Genomic DNA, 21,695 nt, shown 5'->3' on the forward strand with positions numbered 1-21,695 from the left:
TCTAGTATTAGCTATTTTGTATACCATATAAGTATGCGGTCGGCACTATAATTGTGGGTATAGCTCCATTGAGTTTATATGTAGTGATAAAGTTTACTCAAATAAAAGGCTTTGTTAATGGTAATTGGATGATTGTATATTTCTTTTTTGGTGCATTAGCAGAACTACTGGTTACGGCATTATGATAGCTATTTATTTTAGAAAAGAAATCGTAACCTTTGGTATGGGCTTTTTCATACTAGCAGTTGTCCTAGGAGGTGTTTTGTCAGGGAAATTAGGACAACTTGTCATAATACCTAATGGTAAAATTGATTCTTCTGTTAGTCTAAGTATTTATCAAAATTATTTTTTGTGGTTAGATGTGATAACTATTGTTTTGGGTATTGTATATGTTTTGTTAGCCAAGCTAGCGACTAATATAGCTAAAAAACATGATATTTCTTTAGGATAAAATAAGAGAAAATCTTATAAATCCCATCAGTAAACTCTTTAGTAGATACTAGCTTATTTCCTTGAGTATATATATCTTGACTTCTAAAGTTATCTTCAAGAATTAGATTAATTGCGTTAGCAATATCTTGTACTTCTGATACTAATCTAAATGAATAAGAAAGCATTAATGATGCAGATAAGATTTGTGAAATGCAAATGGTACTAGCCCAATTGAGTCTGGCGGTACAGGCTAAATCAGAGATGATATCTCCAAAAATGTTAGCCATAACCATAATATCAAATTGATTGGGTGGATATTTATATTAAAACTAAAATGTTTTCTAAGAGCTAGAATACTATTAGCTTCACAGCCTTGCCATTTCTCATCATTTTGAGCCCCAACAGGGGCCTCCAACTGAGCCAAAAAGTGTTGCATCTGAGTTTTTACATATTTCTAAAGTTTCTTGTGGGCAGTAATTTTTGTGTTTCTCATAAGCAGTACCACCCCACTAAAGCTTCTGTGTAGTTGAATTTATGATTATATTTTTTAGCAATAGCATCAAGAACTTTGATTGCTGATACCATTACTTCAGGGCCTATGCCATCACCTGCTAATATAGCGATATTTTTTTCCATTTTAGCCTCTTTGTGATTGTTCAAACTGTTTTATTATAATAAGATAAGTTATATCATCAAGCCCTCGAATAAGACAGTTTTTACGAAAAGGATCATAATCAAAGTAATAAGTATTATCATCAGCAGTAACTGTTTGGTCTTGTAAATCAACAGTCATACTGAATTTTGGATTTTCTGCTTTATCACATAAACTTTTAATAGTATTTTCATCCAAAGATATCAACAGTAAGCCATTTTTAGCAACATTATTGAAAAATATATCAGAGAAAGATGGTGTAATTATAACTTTGATACCTGCTTGGGTTAAAGCCCAAACAGCATGTTCTCTAGATGAACCACAACCAAAATTATTTCCAGCAATTAATATTTTCGAGCTAGAATAATCTTATAATTCTCTTTTAAACGATAGAATAGGCTTTTACCATAACCATCCTTTGTTGTTTGAGTCAAAAATTCAGCGGGGATAATCATGTCCGTATCAATATCACTTAACCATGAAGGAACTGCGCTAGATGTTAGTTTTTTAAAAAAGCTTGCATTTTATAGCTCCTTATTTAATTTATCAACACTACAAATTTTACCCATAACAGCACTAGCAGTAACTGTCTGTGGTGATAATATGCAAGATGGGTTATACTTCCTTTGCCTTGACGACCAATTAAGTTTCTATTGATATGTACTAATACATCTTTGACCTTCAGGAATTTTATCATCATTCAATGCTAGCTACTGGAGTTATTTTAGCAGCTGTACTACAGAAAAAAACCTCATCAGCATTTTATTATAGCTCATCAACTTAAATAGGCGCTCAGTAACCTTGTATCCTAGATCTTTAGCGATTTGGATTACAAGCCTTCTAGTTATACCGTCTAGTATAGTTCCAAGAGATGTTGTTATGACTTTATTATCCTTTATAAAAAAGATATTCATTGCAGCACCTTTAACTACAAAGCCATCAGCATCAAGTAGTAAAGATTCATGATAGTGAAGTATCAAGAGTCTCTCTAAAAGCTAAGATACTATTGACATAATGACCACCTATCTTTGCATCACATACACTAGAGCGTGAGTGAATTCTGATATATTTACTAACCTTTATATAAACTTTATCTGCAGCCATATATTTACCCATATCTATACAATAAATAGCGATATCAACAGGATGATCTTTGACAGGTAGAACACTAACGTCTTCCTCAGCATAATATGCTAAAGGTTTTATATAACATGATTTTTACCACTAGCTTTGACGGTATCTAATACAGCTTGACACACATAAATCTTTACATATGCTCTTTTAGTTTAAGAACAGTTATACCATTAGTGGTATCGTACGTATCGTACGCTCTTATATCCTAAAACACAGATGAACCATAGTGTAAAGAGTGAGTATTTATACCAACTTTTGCATCTTCATAGGAGATAATTTCACCATTTTCCATATTTTATCTAACATATTGATGATCAGCATTTTATGATTATTAAATTTTTTTGAATAGGTTTATTTATTAAAGACAGAGGAGATTTTTGCTGAGTAAAAGGAGTAATTGATTACTTTGAGATTTAATTTTTTGAGAAAATATAGGGATAACAGACTCCAATAATACTGAATGTCTTGACTATAGAGCAACTGCTCTCTATATGTCTTTGCATATGCCGAATGCATGATTAATATGAAAAGTTTTTGCTTAGAGGAAAATGTTTTATCTACGATCAGCATATATCTTTGCTTGAGCTGCTGATAATCTTGCGATAGGAACCCTAAATGGCGAACAAGATACATAATCAAGATCTAAATCATGGCAAAAGCCAACAGAATACGGTTCACCGCCATGTTCACCACATATACCCATCTTAGCATTAGGGTTTACAGCTTTGACACCTTCTTTAGCTATTTGCATTAGTTTACCAACTCCTTTAGGATCTAGTCTTGCAAATGGATCAAAGCTTAGTATACCTTTTTCAAGATAGTCTTTAATAAACTTATTAGCATCATCTCTACTAAAGCCAAATGTCATCTGAGTTAAATCGTTTGTACCAAATGAGAAAAACTCACTACCAGCTTCTGCAAGCATACCAGCGCCGATAGCACCACGCGGAGTTTCAAGCATTACACCAACTTTGTAATCAATATCAATTTTTTCACGCTTTAGGATAGTGTCAGCAACTTCTCTAACGATACAACTTAAGAGTTTAAACTCCCCAAGAGTACTAACCAGAGGAATCATAAGTTCTGGTTTAACTTCTATACCCATACGCTTACTTGATACTGCAGCATAGATGATAGCTTTAGTCTGCATTTCAATGATTTCAGGATATGTTACTGCTAATCTACAGCCGCGATGACCCATCATAGGGTTTACTTCGCTAAGTGCCTTGATACGCGCTTCTAGTTCACTATAGCTAATATTAAACTCACGTGCTAGGTCATCGATCTCATGTACTTCATGAGGTAAGAACTCATGTAACGGTGGATCGATAAATCTAATAGTTACTGCAAGGTTATCCATTACTTCGAATAGCTCTTCAAAGTCTTGCTGTTGCACAGGAAGTAGCTTGTCTAGAGCTTTTTGCCTTTCTTTTTTGTCTTTAGCCAAAATCATTTGTCTGACATAAGAGATACGATCTTCTTCAAAGAACATATGCTCTGTACGACACAGACCAATTCCCTCAGCACCATAAGCTCTAGCTATAGCAGCATCTTTGAAAGTATCAGCATTACATCTAACACGAAGTTTACGCACACTATCAACGAACTTCATAAAGTCTTCAAAATCTTTAGTAACTTCAGGATCGACAGTCTTAATAATGCCTCTATAGACAGTACCTTTAGTCCCATCAAGAGATAAGTAGTCACCTTCTGTAAATACTTGACCTCTTTGAAATGTAATAGTTTTCTTTTCTTCATCAATTCTTGCTGATTCTAAACCAGATATGCAACATTTACCCATCCCGCGTGCAACAACAGCAGCGTGAGAAGTCATACCACCACGCAGAGTTAAAATACCATTACAAGCATTAATACCCGCGATATCTTCGGGTGATGTTTCAATTCTAACTAGGATAGTTTTCTCTTCTCCACGCGTTTTTGCTGCAAGTAGTGATTCAACATCAAAATATATTCTACCACTAGCAGCACCAGGAGAAGCGCCAAGAGCTGAACCAAGAGGACGTTTAGATGCTAAAGCTTTCTCATCAAATTTAGGATGTAATAACTGTTCTAATAAATGAGGCTCAACCATCATCACTGCTTCTTCATTTGTGATTAGACCTTTTTTAGCCATATCTACAGCAATTTTTAAAGCTGCTTTTGCAGTTCTTTTACCATTCCTTGTTTGTAGCATGAAAAGCTTACCATCTTCGATAGTAAACTCCATGTCTTGCATGTCTTTGTAAACTTTCTCTAAGTTTTTAGCAATTTTTACAAAATCATTAAATACTTCTGGCATTTTATCTTTTAAAGTTAAGATATGTGCTGGAGTCCTGACACCAGCTACGACATCCTCACCTTGAGCATTAATTAGGTATTCACCAAAAAGCTCATTTTCACCAGTAGATGGATTTCTTGTAAAGGCTACCCCTGTTCCAGAATTATTACCAGAGTTTCCGTATACCATTTCTTGGACATTAACAGCTGTGCCCCAGTTATTTGAGATATTGTTTATTTCTCTATAAATAATTGCTCTTTCAGCATTCCATGATTTAAAAACAGCTTCTACAGCAGTCAGAAGTTGCTCAACTGGATCATTAGGAAAGTCTTTACCAACTAAATCTTTATAAATTTTCTTATACTCTACAACGATATCTTTGTAATCTTGAGCAGGCAGATCACAGTCATTTTTTACCTTTCGTTTTGCTTTTTTATCTTCTAAAATTTTATCAAAAGGTTTCTTTTCACAATCTATAACAACATCAGCAAACATCATGATGAATCTTCTATAGCTATCATAAACGAATTGTTCATTATTTGTTTTTGCTACCATAGCTTTAGCACCTTCATCATTTAATCCTAGGTTAAGGACAGTATCCATCATCCCAGGCATAGACACTCTTGCACCAGAGCGTACTGATACTAGCAGAGGATTGTTGCCACCACCAAAAGTTTTACCACTTCTTTTCTCTAAATCTTTGATATGAGCAAATATTTGTTCTTTGACTTCACTACTTAACTTTTGACGGTCATCATAGTACTTAAGGCATGCTTCTGTAGTTACGGTAAATCCATCTGGTACAGGCAGACCTCTATTTAGCATTTCACTGAGGTTAGCACCTTTACCACCTAACAAATTACGCATAGACTTATTGCCTTCAATAAAGGCATAGACAAACTTCGGCATAAAAACTCCTCTCAAGTTTTTTGTAAATTAATTTGGCGCTAAGTATACTCTCAAGCATACCTAAAGTTAATCGTAGCATATTTATTATAGTGGATTAAAGATTTTTTGTTAGCTAATTTTAAAAATATAAAGATTGGGAATGCATGCTTTAAATCATTTTTATAAGCGAGAAGATACTATTAAGAGCATTTTTTACTACTACAGCTAGAGCAGCCAGTTAGATTTGCAACAAAATTTATTTTTGTTGATAAATATTTCATTAAGAAAACAATCCCAATGATGTATGCCATAGCTAGGCTAATACAGATTATAGAGCTACTAGGATGCGCAGCTATATTGAGTAATTGATAAACAACAACAGCAGCTATATATGCAATAGAGACACTCCAAAGTACCGACAAAATTGCCCAGTCACGCGTTGATTCTCTTACCATTGCTCCAACAACAGAAATACAAGGTATATATAATAATACAAAGAGTAGGTAAGCAAAAGCAGATGATAGTGAACCAAATTTTGTTACCATATTTCCCATCGCACCATTATCCATACTAGCATCAGCTTTACTAGCTTCTATCGGGTTTATAAGAGTCGCTAGATCTATATCTTTGATATTATTAATAGTAGTATTCCAAGACTCTTTGATACTATCTATTAGGCTAAATTCATCAGGAATGACATTATCCTCACCTTGAGTGTAAATTGTATTTAATGTTCCAACCACAACTTCTTTAGCAAGTGTGCCAGTTATTAGGCCTACAGTTGCTGGCCAGTTATCATCATTTATACCCATAGGGTTTAGAACTGGCGTGATTTTTTTACCAGCATATTCAAGTGCTGTGGTTTTATTACCAATATATATACTATTTAAGCTACCGATAATTATAGCTACAGGAACAATAACTTTACTAGCTCTAATTAAGAACGACTTTAGTCTATTCCAGCTATAGATCATCACTGTTTTAAATGATGGCGTATGATAGTTTGGAATATCCAAAATAAATGGTGCTGTGTCGCCTTTTAAAAATGTGAATTTAATAATGTAACCAGTAATTATAGCCCCAACTATTCCAGCTAAATATAACAAGAATATTATAGTAGCGCCATTGTGAGGAAAGAATGCACTAGCAAATACCGAGAATATCGCAAGCCTTGCACCACAAGACATAAATGGAGACATCATTAAAGTCATCAAGCGATCTTTACGTGTTTCTAAAGTTCTAGCTGCCATAATCGAAGCGACATTACAACCAAAGCCAACAATTAGTGGCACAAAGGCTCTACCAGATAAACCAATCGATTGCATGAATCTATCCATAACAAAAGCAGCTCGAGACATATAGCCAGAGTCTTCTAATATTGACAAAAATATAAATAAAAAACCAATCTGAGGAATAAATCCTAGTACGGTATTGATACCTGTCCCGAAGCCATTTGCAATAATACCTGTAACAGGCGTCGGTAGACCCAGCATATTTGAGTAATATGCCAAGCCATCAACAAAAATAGCATGAGATAAATCATCAAATATTGGCTGTATTGCCCCACCTAATGTAATTGAAAATAAAAACATCAGATACATCATCAGTAAAAATATTGGTACCCCTAAATATTTATTCATGCAAAGTGCATCTAGAGTTTTGGTAAAGTTAAAGCTAGAAACCTTTTTATTTTCAGTAATGCTAGCTACAATTTCAGCGACAGCATTATATCTAATTTTAGCAACATCAATTTGAGGTTTTGCTTGAGAGGAAATCTTTAACTTATTTAATTGACTAGCTGTGGTCTCTTGTGATAGTTGTAGCTCTCTACCATCAAGTAGTTCAGTAGCAAGCCATAGACTACCAATATCATCATTTCTTAGTGTAGTTATTTGTTGCGCTAAATCAGCGACTAACTCTGGATAGTAACTTTTTATGTCAAAACTTGAAACTTTTTGTTGATCTGCTAGGGTCTCTTTTAACTCTTTGATACCAATACCTCTTGCGGCAACAATTGGTAAAATCTTACAACCTAGTGCCTTCTCTAATTTATCATGGTGGATAATTACCCCTTTTTTATTTGCAACATCGATCATATTAACCGCTAATATAACTGGTAGCCCAAGCTCAATAAGCTGCATAGTTAGATAAAGACTTCTATTTAAATTAGAAGCATCAACAATATTAATAATAGCATTTGGTTTTTCTTTAACTATGAAAGAATAAGCTATTTGTTCATCAATAGAGTTTGCATCTGATACTGATAATGAATAAATTCCTGGAATATCAACAACTTCAATTTTTTTATCTTTTGAGTTTAAAAAACCTGTTTTCTTATCAACGGTTACTCCAGACCAGTTACCAACTTTTTGGTTAAGTCCTGTCAGGGCATTAAAAATTGTTGTCTTACCGCAATTTGGATTGCCAACTAAAGCATATTTCATAATCAGTTCTCAGGGATTTATAGTATAGGTTCTCTAAAGAAAGTGGGATTATTATATCAAAATGATTATTAATTGGTAGATATAATAATGATAATTATTATCAAATATTTAGTATATTTGAATACTGAGTGTTATGATTATGGTTATCATTATAAATCATGTCACATTAAGCATAAGCTTTTATTATCCATGAAGATATCTTTACCTTAATACCTTTTTTATATTGTGGTAAAGTTGCAGTTATTATTGAGCAACCATCTGAAAAAGCATTCTCAGTTTTACATATTTTGATTTGAGTCTCTGTAAATGAAATATATAGAGCTTTTGAGTGTTGCTGAAGAACTTATCATTATTGCGATAATAAGTTAAAGTAGCAATCGTAGTTTTATATTTTATCGCATCAAAACTAAATGCTTGAATATCATTATTCCAATCATTGATAAATGCCTTAATATTTACCACTATCATCAACACACTGAATATACTCGCCATATCTTAGGTTAGTCTTGATATAAGCTATTTGTTGTGCTTGTTGTTGTTTATAGGCTAATTCTTGAGCTCTTTGTTTAGCGTCAATATGTCAATATCAGCTTGTTTTTGATATGCTTCAGCCTGTTGCTGCGGAGTCATTTTTTGCTATGTCTCATCAGATATACCAAGAGGGTACATCATACATTAGCTACTATATAAGCTAGCAGTCATTAAAAATAGTATTTTTCTCATTTGTTATAATTCTTTTAATGATAAAAGTTTTTGTCGATAAAATTTTAGCTCAGCAATTGATTCACGAATATCATCTAAAGCTTTATGAGTATTTTTTTTCTCAAAAACTTTACCATCGCCCCAATACTCGTTAAGTAGTTTTAGAGTCGTGACATCTAGCATTCTATAGTGACAGTAATCATCTATCTTTGGCATATATTTTGCAAGAAATCTTCTGTCTTGCCAAATTGAATTACCGCATAAAGGTGAGCTTTGGTACGGTACAAACTTTTTTATAAATTCTAAAACCTGTTGTTCTGCAGCTTCTGTAGAGATTTCACTATCTTTAACTCTTTGTGTAAGACCTGTCTCTCGATGATTTTTTATACACCACTCATTCATAGTGGCTAAAACTTCATCAGGTTGATAAACTGCAATTGGCTCAGCTTCAGCAATTATATTCAGGTCTTTATTGGTAATAATTGCGGCTATTTCGATAATTTTACAGTTATCGGCATCAAGACCTGTCATTTCAAGATCAATCCAGATTAGATTATCTGCTGATTGCATGCTTAATCCTTGACTCTGGATACATAAGTTGATGTTCTCGTATCAACTTTTACAACCTCACCAGTTTGTACAAAAAGAGGAACTCTAACAACAGCACCAGTTGATAGTGTTGCAGGTTTACTTCCTGTTCCAGCGGTATCACCTTTTAAACCAGAATCTGTTTCGATAATCTCAAGGTTTACAAAGTTTGGTGCAGTAATTGAAATAGGCTGACCATTAAAAAGAATTACTTGATATTCATCTTGATCTTTAAGCCATTTTTTTGTTTTGCCAAGAGCTTCTTCAGAAACCATATATTGCTCAAATGTCTCAGGGTGCATAAATACATAGTTATCGCCATCAAAGTATGAATATACAGTTGTTAGTTCCTCTACATCTGCGGCTTCTACAGATTCACCAGATTTAAAAGTTTTTTCAACTACTCTGTCATTAAGTAAGTTTTTAAGCTTAACTCTATTAAATGCTTGACCCTTACCAGGCTTGACAAACTCATTCTCAACTATAACCATTGGGTTACCGTCAATTAAAACTTTTAAACCACCTTTAAACTCATTAGTACTATAACTAGTCATTTTTAATAATCCTCAACGTATTTTTTATAATAAAATAAATTAATTTCAACATTCAGCAGGGGTTTTATTCACTATGTCACCATTAACCTCAATCTCAATATGTGTACATGGTGTATCAGCTGTTTGGGCACCTTGTGCTGTAGCTGTTATTACATAGCTTACATTAGGGCATTGTTGTTCTCCAGAACAATACGTAAGACTATAATAATTATTTTGTGTATTTGCACGATAAAAACTATTGATGTTACTCCCTAAAGGAAAAGAACCATAACGGATTTCATAATTATCAGCAGCATTTGCAGCAGATAATAGTTCTGATATTGCTTCACTACGGTGGTTTCTTAGTAGATAGCTGTTATATATAGGTACACCTATAGATACAAGAATAGCTATAATTGCTATTACCACCATTAATTCAACTAAAGAAAAGCCTTTTTATCTAACATTTATAAAAGCCCTAATATATTTGAGGCTCGCCGTTTGGTCTAGTTCTGTAGCGACGATGTTGCCATAGGTATTGTTCTGGATATTTTCTTACCGCATCCTCTAGGAATTTATTTGTCATTTCAGCATCTTTATAGGCGTCACCCGTAAATCCGAAAGGTTCTCCAGTAACTATTTTATATTTTTTTAGACATTTTTCTCTAACATAGTATGCAGGAATTACAACAGCTCCTGTCTTTTGTGCAAGCCAAGGAGTCACAGTTAAAGTCGAGCATAATTTACCAAAGAAAGGAGCAAACACTGAATTTTCTAATCCAGTACTTTCTAAGCCAAAGTCTTGATCAGGAGCGTACCACATCGTATAACCTTTTTTTAGACTTCTAATCACAGAAACAAAGTTTTTACTGTCAAGACATTTGTACAGACTTCTTTCACGATATTCTTTAATTAAATCTTCTATAAGGTCATTACCATTTTTTTGATACATTACTGTAAAAGATGGGAACTCTTGCCCCATATATCTACCAATTATCTCGATACAATGAAAGTGAAAACCTAGGATAATTAGTTTTTTTTCAGGGTCATTGTGATACTTTTCGAATCTTTCTCTAGAACCTGATTCCCATTCAAACTCTATCTTATTAAACTTTTTTTTAGAAAGAAACCATGCTGCTGTGGTCTCAGCCCCAGATAATACCATAGAATAATAACTTTTTTTAACTAGTTTTTTTATTTCTTTATTAGATTTCTCAGGAAATGCTATCTTAAAGTTTTCCCGAGTGATATCATTACGACCTTTTAGAAAAGGTTTAATAATAAATCCAATAGCTAAAACTATATATTTATGAGTAAATAAAGGTAATTTCGAGCCGCAGTTCATTATACCAACGACAATCCAAATTCCCCAATTTTTAGGACTAAGCTTGTTATTATTCATTTGTTTCTTAACATTCAAACGCTACTGGTATTTTAACATACACTTTGGCAATCATAAACACTAATAAATTTTTTCTTCACCTGGTGGCCTTGTTTTATAGCGACGATGTTGCCATAGATATTGTTCCGGGTGTTTTTTAATTATTTCCTCAAGAGTTTTGTTCGTTAATAAAGCATCTTTGGATTCATCACCGCTAAATGTTATAGGCTCTCCAGTTATAATTCTATATCCAGAGAGATTTGGCTTTCTGATATAGTAGGCTGGAATAACAGTAGTGTTTGTTTTTTTTGCTAGCCATGGTGTTACAGTTAGGGTTGTACAAAGCTTGCCAAAAAATGGTGAAAAAACTATATGTTCTCTAAAGTCCTGATCGGGAGCATACCATAATGAAACTTTTCTTTTTAAGCTTTTGATAACCGCGATGATATTTTTTCTTTGAAAACATTCACTAACATACTTTTTGCGTGATGATGTAATGATATATTCCATCAGAGGTTTTTTATGATACTGGTACATTACAGTAAAAGGACTATAGTTTTCACCGATATAGCGACCAGCTATCTCAAGGCAGTGAAAATGAAAACCTAGTACCAGAAGAGTTTTATCTTTATCATAATGAATTTCATCAAATGATCTTAGATCGTTATCAAAATGGATTTTGCTAAAATTCTTTTTGGTCATAAACCATGCAATTAGACTTTCAAAACCAGCCATGCTTGCTGATTTATAACTTGCGTCGGCTAGTTTTTTTATTTCTTGATCTGATTTTTCAGGGAAAGCAATCTTAAGATTAGTTATAGTTATTTGTTGGCGTTTTTTGAGTAGTGGCTTTGCTAAGTAGCCAATAGCAACTGCAAGATACATTAGTATTTTGTATGGAAGTATATTTACTGTAATCTTAGCAATCAAAATTATAATCCATATACCCCAGTATTTTGGTTTAAGTAGAGATTTATTCATGTATATTTATTTTTTATGAGTATCCTGATAGTGTCTTGTAATAATCCACTGTTGTAAAATACTAATTAGGTTGTTTGTCAGCCAGTATAGTACTAGACCAGATGGGAATGATGCAAATAATAATGTAAATATTATTGGTAAGAACATCATTACCTTTGCTTGCATAGGATCAGCAGGAGCTGGTGATAGTTTTTGTTGTAAAAACATCGATAATCCCATTAGCACTGGAAGTACAAAATAAGGATCTTTCATCGATAGATCATGAATCCAGAAGATGAAAGACGCTTGTCTTAGTTCTACAGACTCAAGTAATACCCAGTACAATGAGATGAAAATAGGAATCTGTATAACCATAGGTAAACAGCCGCTAAGTGGGTTTATTTTCTCTTCTTTATACAGTTCCATCATTTTCTTACCTAGAGCTTGACGATCATCTTTGTATGTTTCTTGTAAACGCTTAATTCTAGGCTGTAGCATTCTCATCTTTGCCATAGAACGATAGCTCTTTGCAGAAAGAGGATAGAAAATAAGCTTAATTAGACAAGTTACTAAAATAATTGCTAAGCCCCAGTTACTAACTAGTGAATGTATATGATTTATAACCCAGAAAATTATTTCTGAGAAGAAAGACAACATTCCGTAGTCGAGAGTTTTTTCTAGATTTGGTGCTAAGTCTATTAAGTTATCCTTGATTATCGGACCAGTATATAAAATAGAAGAGATATTTTCTGACTGGTTTGGTGCTATTGTAGCGCCTGTAAATGCTCCTGCCTCAAATATTTCACCATTTAGGTTCTTATAATAGATTTTTGCATTAGTAGATTGTGGTATCCAAGCACTCACAAAATAATGCTGTAAAAACGCAACCCAACCTTGACCATCACTATTTATAACTGTTGGATGACCATTAGTTTTTGAGATTTCTTTGAAGGATTCTTTTCTGAAGCTATCTTTAGCTGTAGAGTATGCAACACCTGTAAAAGTATAGCTATGAGCATTTAGTAAACTAAAGCTATCACCAGCAGGATCAAAATCTCTAGCAAGTGAGTCATCAACGATGATATTAACTGGTACTGATTTTGTGTTTGTGATGCTTTGTGATACTGTTATATTGTATTTAGTATCATCAAAGGTGTAAGTTCTAGTTACTTGTAAGCCATCAGCATTACCAGTTAAAGTTAGAATCTGTTTACCACTTTCCGTTTTGATACTTTGGTCTTCGAAGTTGATGCTGATAGGCTGCTTATTTACAACTACCGTGCTCTTAGCAATATATTCAGAACCTGGTTTATCTGTAAGTATATTCATTGGAGTCTTATCATCAAGACTGACACTATAGTTCTTTAATGACGTTGATATTATTGCACCATCTAGTAGACTAACTTTTACATCCTTGAAAACGCCAGTATTAATCGTGACACTTTTAGCATTATCATATTTAGAAAAATTAGTTTCTTTAGCTAGAGAATTTTTTGCATCAGTCGCTGTTACATTAGTGTTTGTGGTTGGGTCTGTATTGTCGTAATGACTATTGTTTTGTGTTTCTGATGTTTGCTGTTTAGTATTATCAGTAGGAAATGTTTGCTCCCATTTTCCTATCAACGAGATAAACATTATTGCTATTGTGACTAACAGTAATATTCTTATATGATTAGCTTTCATTGTTTATTTTAACCTTTTTTATTTTTACAAGGAACTGGGTCGTAGTAAACTCTTTTTGAGAGTGGATGACACCTTAAGAGCCTACGTGTAGTTAAGTACAATCCCTTTAGTATACTATGAGTTTTCAGAGCTTCTAGAGCATATTCTGAACAAGTTGGATAATATTTGCATCTAGCAGGTATGAAAGGACTGATACAGTAGCGATATAGGCTGATTAGTGTCACAAAAGGCACTAGTGTAATTCTTTTAAAAAGTATTCGAATTCTGTTATAGACTGCCACAACTCTTCCTTAGTAGCTTGAGCTGTTGTTTTTTTACTTAGCACTATCAAGCTTTTATGATCTAAGAGCTCCTTGTGTAAGCGAAACGATTCTTTAATTACTCTTCTACAAAGATTTCTTTTGGTAGCTTTTTTATGTTTTTTTTTGTCAAGATCACACACAAACCGGCTTCTTTTATACTTCTTTTGCTTAAAAGAAATGTAAAGTGTGGTGTGCCTAATTTGTTCTCTACGCTATCAAAAGCTTGTTGAATCTCACTTTTATCAAGGATATTTTGCTTTGTTAGACAAAAATTATGCAGCAAGCTTGGCTCTACCCTTAGCTCTTCTGTTTCTGATAACTTTTCTACCACTTAAAGTTTTCATGCGAGCACGGAAACCATGAGTTCTCTTTCTTTTTAGATTTGAAGGTTGGAATGTTCTTTTCATTTTATTTTCCTCTTTAAAATTCTAATATTTATTAATACATTACAGAAATAGTTCCGGTATTTTATAGAAAAAACTCAAATTAGTCAAATACTATTTGCTTGGGTTTGAGCATGTTATTAGGTTCATTTTACTTAGCTTATCCCATGATTCATCGGGGCATTCTTTAGGCTGCTCAGTAGGGAAACAATAGCGTTGTCACCCTTTATAGTTTTTGGTACTTAAGCATTTTTTAAACTTTTTGACTTTTACGGTACGCAGGTGTCCATGTTGATGAGTCTGAGCCAACTAGCTATTGTTGTTACTTTGGCTGATCTATGACTGGAATATTGTCTTCTCTTACATCTTTACCTAAAGGAGTTGGTGTTGCATGCATTGCCATTGGTGTAGCATGACCACTAGGGCTTAATTATTTCAGTTTTTGCAGTTACTGTGCTTGTTGCTACGGTAGAACCACTGTTGCTTTGAGTTGGTAAGTTATTAGTAGTTATTTCACCACCAAACCCAGTTGCAAAACAAAGGCCTCAAATAAGTAAAATAGATATTTTTTCATTTTCTTAGTTATATTAATTACGTAGTTCTATAATATTTATTTTCTCTTTTGTATTCAAGTTAATCATTGTTACTATGCTATAATCTTCAAATAACTTTTTAGGAGTTTTTGTTTATGAAAGATCTATATCATGTTATTGGCTTTCCAGTGAAACATAGCTTATCGCCAACTATTCAAATGAAGCTAGCACAACAATATAACCAAGATATGCTTTTTACTGCTATCGAAGTTGCACCAGAAGACTTAGAAGCAAAAATTCAAGAATTTAGAGATAATCCTCAGATTAAGGGCTTAAGTGTTACTGTGTCACATAAAGAGAGAGTTTTTGCCTTGGCAGATGATGCTGATACTACCGCTAGAGCTGTTAAGGCAGCCAGTAATATTATATTCACAGTTGAGCGTAAAATGATTGCTTTGAATTATGACGGTCTTGGTATAGTTAATGATATCAAAAATAATTATAAGATTGATTTTGTTGGTAAAAAAGTGCTGATTGTCGGTGCTGGTGGAGCAGCAAAGGCAGTTGTCGCGGCAGTCATTAAAGAATCACCATTATCTCTAAGTATTACAAATAGAACGCAAGCAAAATCTGAAGCTATTAAGGAGATTTTTAAAGCTGATGCTGAAATTAAGATTATAGATTTTAATAATGTTAGAGATTCTTTTGATATAGTTATTAACTCAACATCATCAAGTATTTATGGTGAGTTACTTCCTTTAAAGGACAGCAATTTTAATAAAAATGCTTTTGCGTATGATCTAATGTATGCTGATGGGGGCACTATTTTTACAAAATGGTGTCAAGCTCATAATGTAGCAGCGGCAGATGGTAAAGGTATGCTTAATGAGCTAAGTATTGCTGTGTTTAAATACTGGCGCGGATGTGATTAAGAATTAAGATTATGCTAAAATGTTGTATATCAAATCATTATTAGCATAGTTGCTATAGAAGGTTAATTTGAACAAAAAAATACTATTTCTTGGGGTTGGTGGTATTGGAGTATCGGCTTTGGCTATTGCAGCTAAAAGGCTTGGTGCTGAGGTTGCTGGTTATGATAGTATCCCAAATAAATTAACAGCGAAACTTGAAGTTTTAGGAATAGCAATATTTACTAGCCCCAGTGGTATTGATGTTACAAATTATGACATTGTTGTATACTCAAGTGCTATACTTAGTAGTCATCCATTGTTATCACAAGCTCGAACTTTAGGAATACAGTGTTTACAAAGAGCGATGTTTTTAGCTGTTTTAATGAAAGACTTTAACTATAGTCTCGCGGTTACTGGTACGCATGGCAAAACAACTACCTCAAGTATTTTGGCAACATTATTCTGTCATTTGGATAAACGTAGTAGTTTTGTTGTTGGTGGAGTTGTTAAATATGCATATTCGAATACACAAGTTAATGGTACTGATAAACTAGTTATCGAAGCCGATGAAAGCGATGCTTCATTTCTTTTTCTAAACCCACAGGTGGTGTTAGTTACTAATATTGATTTGGATCATATGGTAACTTATAACAACAGTTATCAAAACCTACTTGAGAACTTTGCAAATTTTGTTAGTAAAGAAACTGTAAAGAGTATTTATCTATGTTCTGATGATAAGGGCTGTAGAGATTTATTAGCTAAATATACTTTTTTAGACAAAAATATTACATGCTATGGTTTTTCTGCCAATACTGATGTACAAATATATGACTATCATATTGTTGATGAAGTTACTTGTTTTAAAATTAGCTATAAAGGGAATAACTTAAGCTTTAAGCTCCAGCTGCCAGGTAGATACAATGTTCAAAATGCGACAGCTTGTATTATTGCTTGTCTTGATTTAGGGTTTAAATATGAGGATATTAGCGAGGCACTAGTTACAGTCGCTGGAGTAGCAAGACGATTTGATATCTATACGAAGGTAATCTCAAGGCATCAAGTAACTGTTATTGATGACTATGGACATCATCCTGTTGAGGTAGCTAATAGTTTAAGCGCAGTTAGGGACAAATATCCGAATAAGAAAATTATTCATGTTTTTCAGCCACATCGATATACGCGTAATAGAGATTTGATAAAAGATTGGCCAAAGTCTCTTTCATTAGCAGATCAGCTAATTCTATTGCCGACATACTCAGCAGGTGAACAAGTTATAAAAGATGCACAGAGCCAAGATATTGTTAAAGGATTATCTCGATGTCTACTTGCTGATAGTTTTGATCATGCAATATACTTTTTAGAAGAGCTTGTTGATGATGATACGGTTGTATTGATCCAAGGTGCAGGAGATGTTACAAACTTAGTGGAGATGTTAGGTGAATAATTTAGAAAAAGCAACACTTTATGTTGTTGCTACACCTATAGGTAATTTAGAGGATATCACTTATCGAGCGTTAAATGTTCTAAGTAATGTTGATATAATTCTAGCGGAGGATACCCGAGTTACAGAAAAGCTTTTAGCAAGTCTTAATATCCGTAATAATCAGAAGTTAGTTTCGTGCCATGATTTTAATGAAGAGTTGCGTGTGCAATATGTCAAGGAGCTTTTTGATGCAGCTAAGACTGTTGCTTTAGTAAGCGATGCAGGTACACCGTTAATTTCTGATCCTGGTTATAAGATAGTAGCGAGTTTACGTAAAGAAAACTATAAAGTTGTCCCAATACCAGGAGTCAGTGCAGTGATTACTGCTTTATCAGCAGCGGGTTTGCCTTCAGATAGTTTTATCTTTAAAGGTTTTTTATCAGCTAAGCAGAGCAAAAGGCAACAACAGATTCGTGAGTTTCAACAAATAAATACAACAGTAATATTATATGAGTCAGTACATAGAATAAACTATCTTTTAGAAGATTTGTTAGAGCTTATGCCTAATGCTAATATTGTTGTAGCAAAAGAGCTTACTAAACAATTTGAGAATTTTGTCTTTGGTTCAGTACAACAGATTTATGATTATTTTCAAGCCAATCAAGATACTCTAAGAGGCGAATTTGTTGTAATTATTGACTGTAATTTTGACAGTGATGTAAATAATAATAATCTGAAAATAGATGTCGATGAACTTCTAAAAGATCTACTTGATGATATACCTCTTAGCAAAGTTGTAAAATTAGTTACAAAAATTACTGGAGCTAAGAAAAATCTTGTTTATAAAAAAGCATTAAAGCTCAAAGATGCTAGTTTGTCTTAAATTTGTTGTTTTCTAGCTTAGGAGTAAAGAGGGAAACTTTTTTTAAACTATTTGCTCCAGCCATATACCCCATGCAAAAACTTGTCTTATTGCTTATCACTATCTTTGATAGACAAGTTCTCTGGGTTATTAGAGATTTTGTCATTGAGGCCTTTATAGATTTCAGCTAATGAGTATTTTGCTTGGTACCACTATATAGTTTGCTGTTTAAACTTAGCTGCTACTGTCGCACCTTTGTTATACTAGCTAGTAGTTTGAGTATTTGTTTGCGAGCAAATTCCTAATGAAGAAACTAGTAGAAAAAGTACTGTAACTAATAAATTGTTAAAAATCTTATTAGCATAAGGAAAATACTCCTTTATGTTAAATAATTATTTTGTTGCTATACTCTAATAAACACAAATTTAAAAAAAGAATACTCTATGTTACAGCGTGGATTGTATACCTTAAAAGAGATGCTTAAGCATCGTAAAGAACTGCACGGATTATCACAAGGATACCGTATTGATAGTATTATAAAACTATCGGCTAATTTGCTAAAGCAACAAGGAATTAACTATTTAGCACTAGACTTTGATGGTGTTTTAGCAAGTCATGGTAAGTCTGAAATGCATCCTGAGGTTATGCTTTGGCTTAAGGATTTTGTTACTGAATTTCCCCAAGAGAGAATATTTATCCTTTCAAATAAACCAACCCAAGCTAGGCTCGAGTATTTTAATGCTAATTTTCCTAAAATTAGGTTTATTGCTGGAGTAGCAAAAAAACCATATCCAGAAGGACTTAATAAAATAATTCAACTAGTGGATTGTCAAGCAAAAGAGTTGGCTCTTGTTGATGATAGACTACTTACAGGTTGTCTGGCGTGCTTAATTACTGGTTGCTATCCAATACTCGTCACTAAACCTTATATAGATACAGATAACTATACTAAGAAGAAAAAATTTTTTAAATTTTTGCGTTATAGTGAACAAAAAATCTTTCTATAAATTTTAATCTCTAGTATTTTATTTGATTATTACTTGACATTAATTAACAGCTTTAAATTTATTTATGAAAAAAAGTATTCTAGTAGTAATCTTGTTATCACTGTGGAGTAATGCTTTTGCAAGTTATACATTCACACAAACATTTTTTAGTTCTTACGATCGTTTATTAGATAGCAATTTTGCCTATAAAAATGATGATTATCGTGATGATGCTAAGATAGAGAAATATAACCGTAAATTTAGCAAAGATGACTCAGATAACTATAATTGTGCCTTTGATGGTTCTGGTCAAATAAGATGTGGTGATTATAAAATAAAAAACCTCAATATAGTAATACTGATGTAATCAAAAAAGTAAAAGCACATTATAAAAAATTACAAGATATTAAAAACGTTACCAAAGGTGATGATTTTAATTGTGCTCTAGATGATAAAGATGATGTATATTGCTGGGGTAGTAATAGCGAGGTTAGCAATGGTGAGAAAGGACATTTTACGACACCGCAGAAAGTCAAAACTGATATCCAGTTTAGTAGACTAAGCATGGCAAGAACCTACACTTGTGGTGTAGCTAAGCAAACAAACCAAGTTTACTGTTGAGGTAAAAGTAAAAAGGGTCAGGCTAATCTTGACTCTACAGTACCTGTTAAGATATAAGCAATTATTCAAGATTCTAAGCAATTCCTTACAAACTCTAGAAAATCAAAAATATTAGATGAGATTATTAATCAATTTGAGAATTGTGAAGAATTTATCATAAGTGTTGCTTTTGTTACCTTTAGTGGAGTTGTGTATCTTAGAGATATTACGCCAGCTAAGAGCTAAAGGTATAAAAGGTAAAATTCTCACAGGTTGTTATTTAAATTTTACCGAACCAAAAGCGCTTGAAAAACTCCTTGAGTTTGACAATATTGAGTTAAAAGTCCTTAATGATGAAAACTTTCATGCTAAAAGCTTCTTTTTTCGTAGTAAAGATAGTTGGCAGATAATTCTAGGTAGCTCAAATCTAACTCAATCCGCTCTTACAATTAATAATGAATGGAATTTGCTTTTTAAGACAACTTTAACTGATATAACAACACAACAAATTCTTGCAGAGTTTGATTATCTTTTTGCTAAAGCGAAATATCCTAGCGATATCTTGGATGAGTATATTCATATATATCAGCGTGCTAGTAAGTTAGCTAGTATAAGTATTGATTGTATAAGTCCTAGAATACAGCCAAATAAAATTCAACATAAGGCTCTTGAGAGTTTACAGCAGTTAAGAGATAGCGGCAAAAATAAAGCGTTAATAATCAGTGCTACTGGTACTGGTAAGACTTTTTTAAGTGCCTTTGATGTCGCAAGAATAAAATCAAAAAGATGTTTATTTATAGTGCATCGTACAAATATCACTATAAAAGCAAAAGAGACTTTTGCTAAAGTTATTAGCAATAAAACTTTAGGCTTGTATACAGGTTATAATAAAACTTCGGCAGAGTATTTATTTGCCACAGTACAGACACTTAAAAATCCCAAAGTTTTGACTAATTTTAAAAGCCAAGAATTTGAGTATATCATCATAGATGAAGTTCATCACGCCGAAGCTGAAAGTTACAAAAAAGTTTAGCACACTTTGAGCCAAAATTTTTGCTTGGAATGACAGCTACTCCAGAGCGTAGTGATGCTGCTGATATATTTAAACTATTTGATTACAATATAGCTTATGAAATTAGACTTCATCAAGCCCTAGAGCAAGATTTACTATACCCGTTTCATTATTTTGCTGTTGAAGATTTGTATCTTGAGTCCGAAGAGATTTTAGCTAAAAACTTTGCTAAATTGGTTAGTGATGCCCGTATTGAGCATATTGTCGAAAAGATCAATTTTTATGGTTATAGTGGTCAATCTAGATTGGCACTAATGTTTGTGAGTAATGTAGATGAGGCAAAAGAACTTGCTACTAAACTTAGTGATAAAGGCATAAAGGCTAAAGCCTTATCAAGTCAAGATTCTGAGCAGGTGCGCCAAACAACTATAGCACAGCTTGAGAGTGGTGAGCTTGAGATTATTGTGACAGTTGATATTTTTAATGAAGGAGTTGATATCCCGTGTATTAATCAAATTATTCTGCTAAGACCAACTCAAAGTGCCATAGTCTATATCCAGCAACTAGGAAGAGGTTTGCGTAAATATCAAGATAAGAAATTTGTTGTGATTCTTGACTTTATCGCAAACTATACTACTAACTTTCTCATCGCTGTAGCTTTAAGTGGTGATAATAGTTATGATAAAGATGAGCATAAAAAGTTTGGTGTATATGATAATAAATTTCTCTCACAACAGGCTTTTTCATATTATTCTAAAGCGGCAAAAACACTTGATGATCCTTTAGAAAAAGCACTTGCTGAAAATAGCTATCAAAGTTATATTTTTGCTAGAGTAAATAAGCAGGATAGTTATTTTTTTCTAGGTTTGGTATCTAAGTGCTTAGAGGCTAAAGAGTTAAATGCTAGCAAAAAACTTGTCAGTTATGTCTTTGAGCTACAAAAGCCAATCCCTAAACAAATTTGGCGATATTTTACGACAATCTATAAAAATAAATTTTGATGTTTAA

General features: G+C 33.2%; 20 protein-coding genes and 7 pseudogenes. 8 read left to right on the forward strand and 19 right to left on the reverse strand.

Annotated elements, in window-relative coordinates:
- Positions 1-53: 53 nt before the first annotated feature.
- The gene (locus C9379_RS02100; protein ID WP_318263302.1) at positions 54-185 is read left to right on the forward strand and encodes a hypothetical protein; all 132 of its coding nucleotides are present in this window, start codon (positions 54-56) and stop codon (positions 183-185) included.
- Positions 182-451 carry a hypothetical protein gene (locus tag C9379_RS02105; RefSeq protein WP_318263303.1) on the forward strand — a complete coding sequence of 90 codons (270 nt, stop codon included), beginning with the start codon at positions 182-184 and terminating at the stop codon, positions 449-451. Before C9379_RS02100 ends, C9379_RS02105 begins: the two co-directional genes overlap by 4 nt.
- Here the strand turns inward: C9379_RS02105 and C9379_RS02110 are convergent.
- From C9379_RS02110 to C9379_RS02200, 19 genes and pseudogenes are all read right to left on the reverse strand, one after another.
- Positions 423-617, reverse strand: a complete 195-nt coding sequence (locus C9379_RS02110; protein ID WP_318263304.1) for a hypothetical protein — start codon at positions 615-617, stop codon at positions 423-425. The two genes, C9379_RS02105 and C9379_RS02110, sit on opposite strands and share 29 nt — an antisense overlap.
- Positions 618-818: 201 nt before the next feature.
- Positions 819-884, reverse strand: coding sequence for a hypothetical protein (locus C9379_RS08695; protein ID WP_425536916.1), 66 nt, complete (start codon positions 882-884; stop codon positions 819-821).
- A gap of 37 nt (positions 885-921) precedes the next feature.
- Entirely contained in the window at positions 922-1,068 is a 147-nt protein-coding gene (locus C9379_RS02120; protein ID WP_318263306.1) for an isocitrate/isopropylmalate family dehydrogenase, read from the reverse strand.
- Position 1,069: 1 nt separating this feature from the next.
- A pseudogene (leuD, locus tag C9379_RS02125) lies at positions 1,070-1,551 on the reverse strand (3-isopropylmalate dehydratase small subunit).
- A gap of 57 nt (positions 1,552-1,608) precedes the next feature.
- Positions 1,609-1,794: pseudogene (locus C9379_RS02130) on the reverse strand (aconitase family protein); the annotation flags it as partial.
- Positions 1,784-2,524: pseudogene (locus tag C9379_RS02135) on the reverse strand (aminotransferase class IV); the annotation flags it as partial. The pseudogenes C9379_RS02135 and C9379_RS02130, both read right to left, overlap by 11 nt.
- Before the next feature lie 247 nt (positions 2,525-2,771).
- The gene (ppdK, locus tag C9379_RS02140) at positions 2,772-5,405 is read right to left on the reverse strand and encodes a pyruvate, phosphate dikinase (protein WP_343377503.1); all 2,634 of its coding nucleotides are present in this window, start codon (positions 5,403-5,405) and stop codon (positions 2,772-2,774) included.
- 179 nt (positions 5,406-5,584) lie between these two features.
- Positions 5,585-7,828, reverse strand: coding sequence for a Fe(2+) transporter permease subunit FeoB (feoB, locus tag C9379_RS02145; protein WP_143384753.1), 2,244 nt, complete (start codon positions 7,826-7,828; stop codon positions 5,585-5,587).
- Positions 7,829-8,071: 243 nt separating this feature from the next.
- Complete coding sequence (locus tag C9379_RS02150; protein WP_318263307.1) at positions 8,072-8,320, reverse strand: hypothetical protein; 249 nt, start codon at positions 8,318-8,320, stop codon at positions 8,072-8,074.
- A gap of 234 nt (positions 8,321-8,554) precedes the next feature.
- A complete protein-coding gene (orn, locus tag C9379_RS02155; protein ID WP_143384754.1) occupies positions 8,555-9,100 on the reverse strand; it encodes an oligoribonuclease in 546 nt (181 codons plus the stop codon).
- A gap of 2 nt (positions 9,101-9,102) precedes the next feature.
- The gene (gene efp, locus C9379_RS02160; protein ID WP_143384755.1) at positions 9,103-9,672 is read right to left on the reverse strand and encodes an elongation factor P; all 570 of its coding nucleotides are present in this window, start codon (positions 9,670-9,672) and stop codon (positions 9,103-9,105) included.
- A gap of 45 nt (positions 9,673-9,717) precedes the next feature.
- A pseudogene (locus C9379_RS02165) lies at positions 9,718-10,107 on the reverse strand (type IV pilin protein); the annotation flags it as partial.
- 22 nt (positions 10,108-10,129) lie between these two features.
- Entirely contained in the window at positions 10,130-11,053 is a 924-nt protein-coding gene (locus C9379_RS02170; RefSeq protein WP_143384757.1) for a lysophospholipid acyltransferase family protein, read from the reverse strand.
- 60 nt (positions 11,054-11,113) lie between these two features.
- Positions 11,114-12,013, reverse strand: coding sequence for a lysophospholipid acyltransferase family protein (locus C9379_RS02175; RefSeq protein WP_143384758.1), 900 nt, complete (start codon positions 12,011-12,013; stop codon positions 11,114-11,116).
- A 6-nt stretch (positions 12,014-12,019) separates the two neighbouring features.
- Positions 12,020-13,675, reverse strand: coding sequence for a membrane protein insertase YidC (yidC, locus tag C9379_RS02180; RefSeq protein ID WP_143384759.1), 1,656 nt, complete (start codon positions 13,673-13,675; stop codon positions 12,020-12,022).
- Positions 13,676-13,683: 8 nt separating this feature from the next.
- Positions 13,684-13,932: a membrane protein insertion efficiency factor YidD gene (gene yidD, locus C9379_RS02185; protein WP_318263351.1), complete on the reverse strand. Its 249-nt coding sequence runs from the start codon at positions 13,930-13,932 to the stop codon at positions 13,684-13,686.
- Positions 13,908-14,177 carry a ribonuclease P protein component gene (locus tag C9379_RS02190; protein WP_143384988.1) on the reverse strand — a complete coding sequence of 90 codons (270 nt, stop codon included), beginning with the start codon at positions 14,175-14,177 and terminating at the stop codon, positions 13,908-13,910. Before C9379_RS02190 ends, yidD begins: the two co-directional genes overlap by 25 nt.
- A 72-nt stretch (positions 14,178-14,249) precedes the next feature.
- Positions 14,250-14,384, reverse strand: coding sequence for a 50S ribosomal protein L34 (gene rpmH / locus C9379_RS02195; RefSeq protein ID WP_003014180.1), 135 nt, complete (start codon positions 14,382-14,384; stop codon positions 14,250-14,252).
- A 90-nt stretch (positions 14,385-14,474) separates the two neighbouring features.
- Positions 14,475-14,872 (reverse strand): annotated as a pseudogene (locus C9379_RS02200) (hypothetical protein).
- Between the two features lie 176 nt (positions 14,873-15,048).
- Between C9379_RS02200 and C9379_RS02205 the strand changes: the two are divergent.
- From C9379_RS02205 to C9379_RS02230, 6 genes and pseudogenes are all read left to right on the forward strand, one after another.
- A complete protein-coding gene (locus tag C9379_RS02205) occupies positions 15,049-15,825 on the forward strand; it encodes a shikimate dehydrogenase family protein (protein ID WP_143384761.1) in 777 nt (258 codons plus the stop codon).
- A 67-nt stretch (positions 15,826-15,892) separates the two neighbouring features.
- Positions 15,893-17,248 (forward strand): UDP-N-acetylmuramate--L-alanine ligase, encoded by a 1,356-nt coding sequence (gene murC / locus C9379_RS02210; protein ID WP_143384762.1) that lies wholly within the window; start codon positions 15,893-15,895, stop codon positions 17,246-17,248.
- The gene (gene rsmI / locus C9379_RS02215) at positions 17,241-18,110 is read left to right on the forward strand and encodes a 16S rRNA (cytidine(1402)-2'-O)-methyltransferase (protein WP_143384763.1); all 870 of its coding nucleotides are present in this window, start codon (positions 17,241-17,243) and stop codon (positions 18,108-18,110) included. Before murC ends, rsmI begins: the two co-directional genes overlap by 8 nt.
- A 422-nt stretch (positions 18,111-18,532) precedes the next feature.
- Positions 18,533-19,096 carry a YqeG family HAD IIIA-type phosphatase gene (locus tag C9379_RS02220; RefSeq protein WP_143384764.1) on the forward strand — a complete coding sequence of 188 codons (564 nt, stop codon included), beginning with the start codon at positions 18,533-18,535 and terminating at the stop codon, positions 19,094-19,096.
- A 64-nt stretch (positions 19,097-19,160) separates the two neighbouring features.
- Positions 19,161-19,773, forward strand: a pseudogene (locus C9379_RS02225) (RCC1 domain-containing protein).
- Positions 19,757-21,688 (forward strand): annotated as a pseudogene (locus tag C9379_RS02230) (DUF3427 domain-containing protein). The pseudogenes C9379_RS02225 and C9379_RS02230 overlap by 17 nt, the downstream one beginning before the upstream one ends.
- The last annotated feature ends 7 nt before the right edge of the window (positions 21,689-21,695 follow it).

Origin of the sequence: Francisella-like endosymbiont (assembly GCF_003069505.1) — a bacterium.
Taxonomy (GTDB): domain Bacteria; phylum Pseudomonadota; class Gammaproteobacteria; order Francisellales; family Francisellaceae; genus Francisella.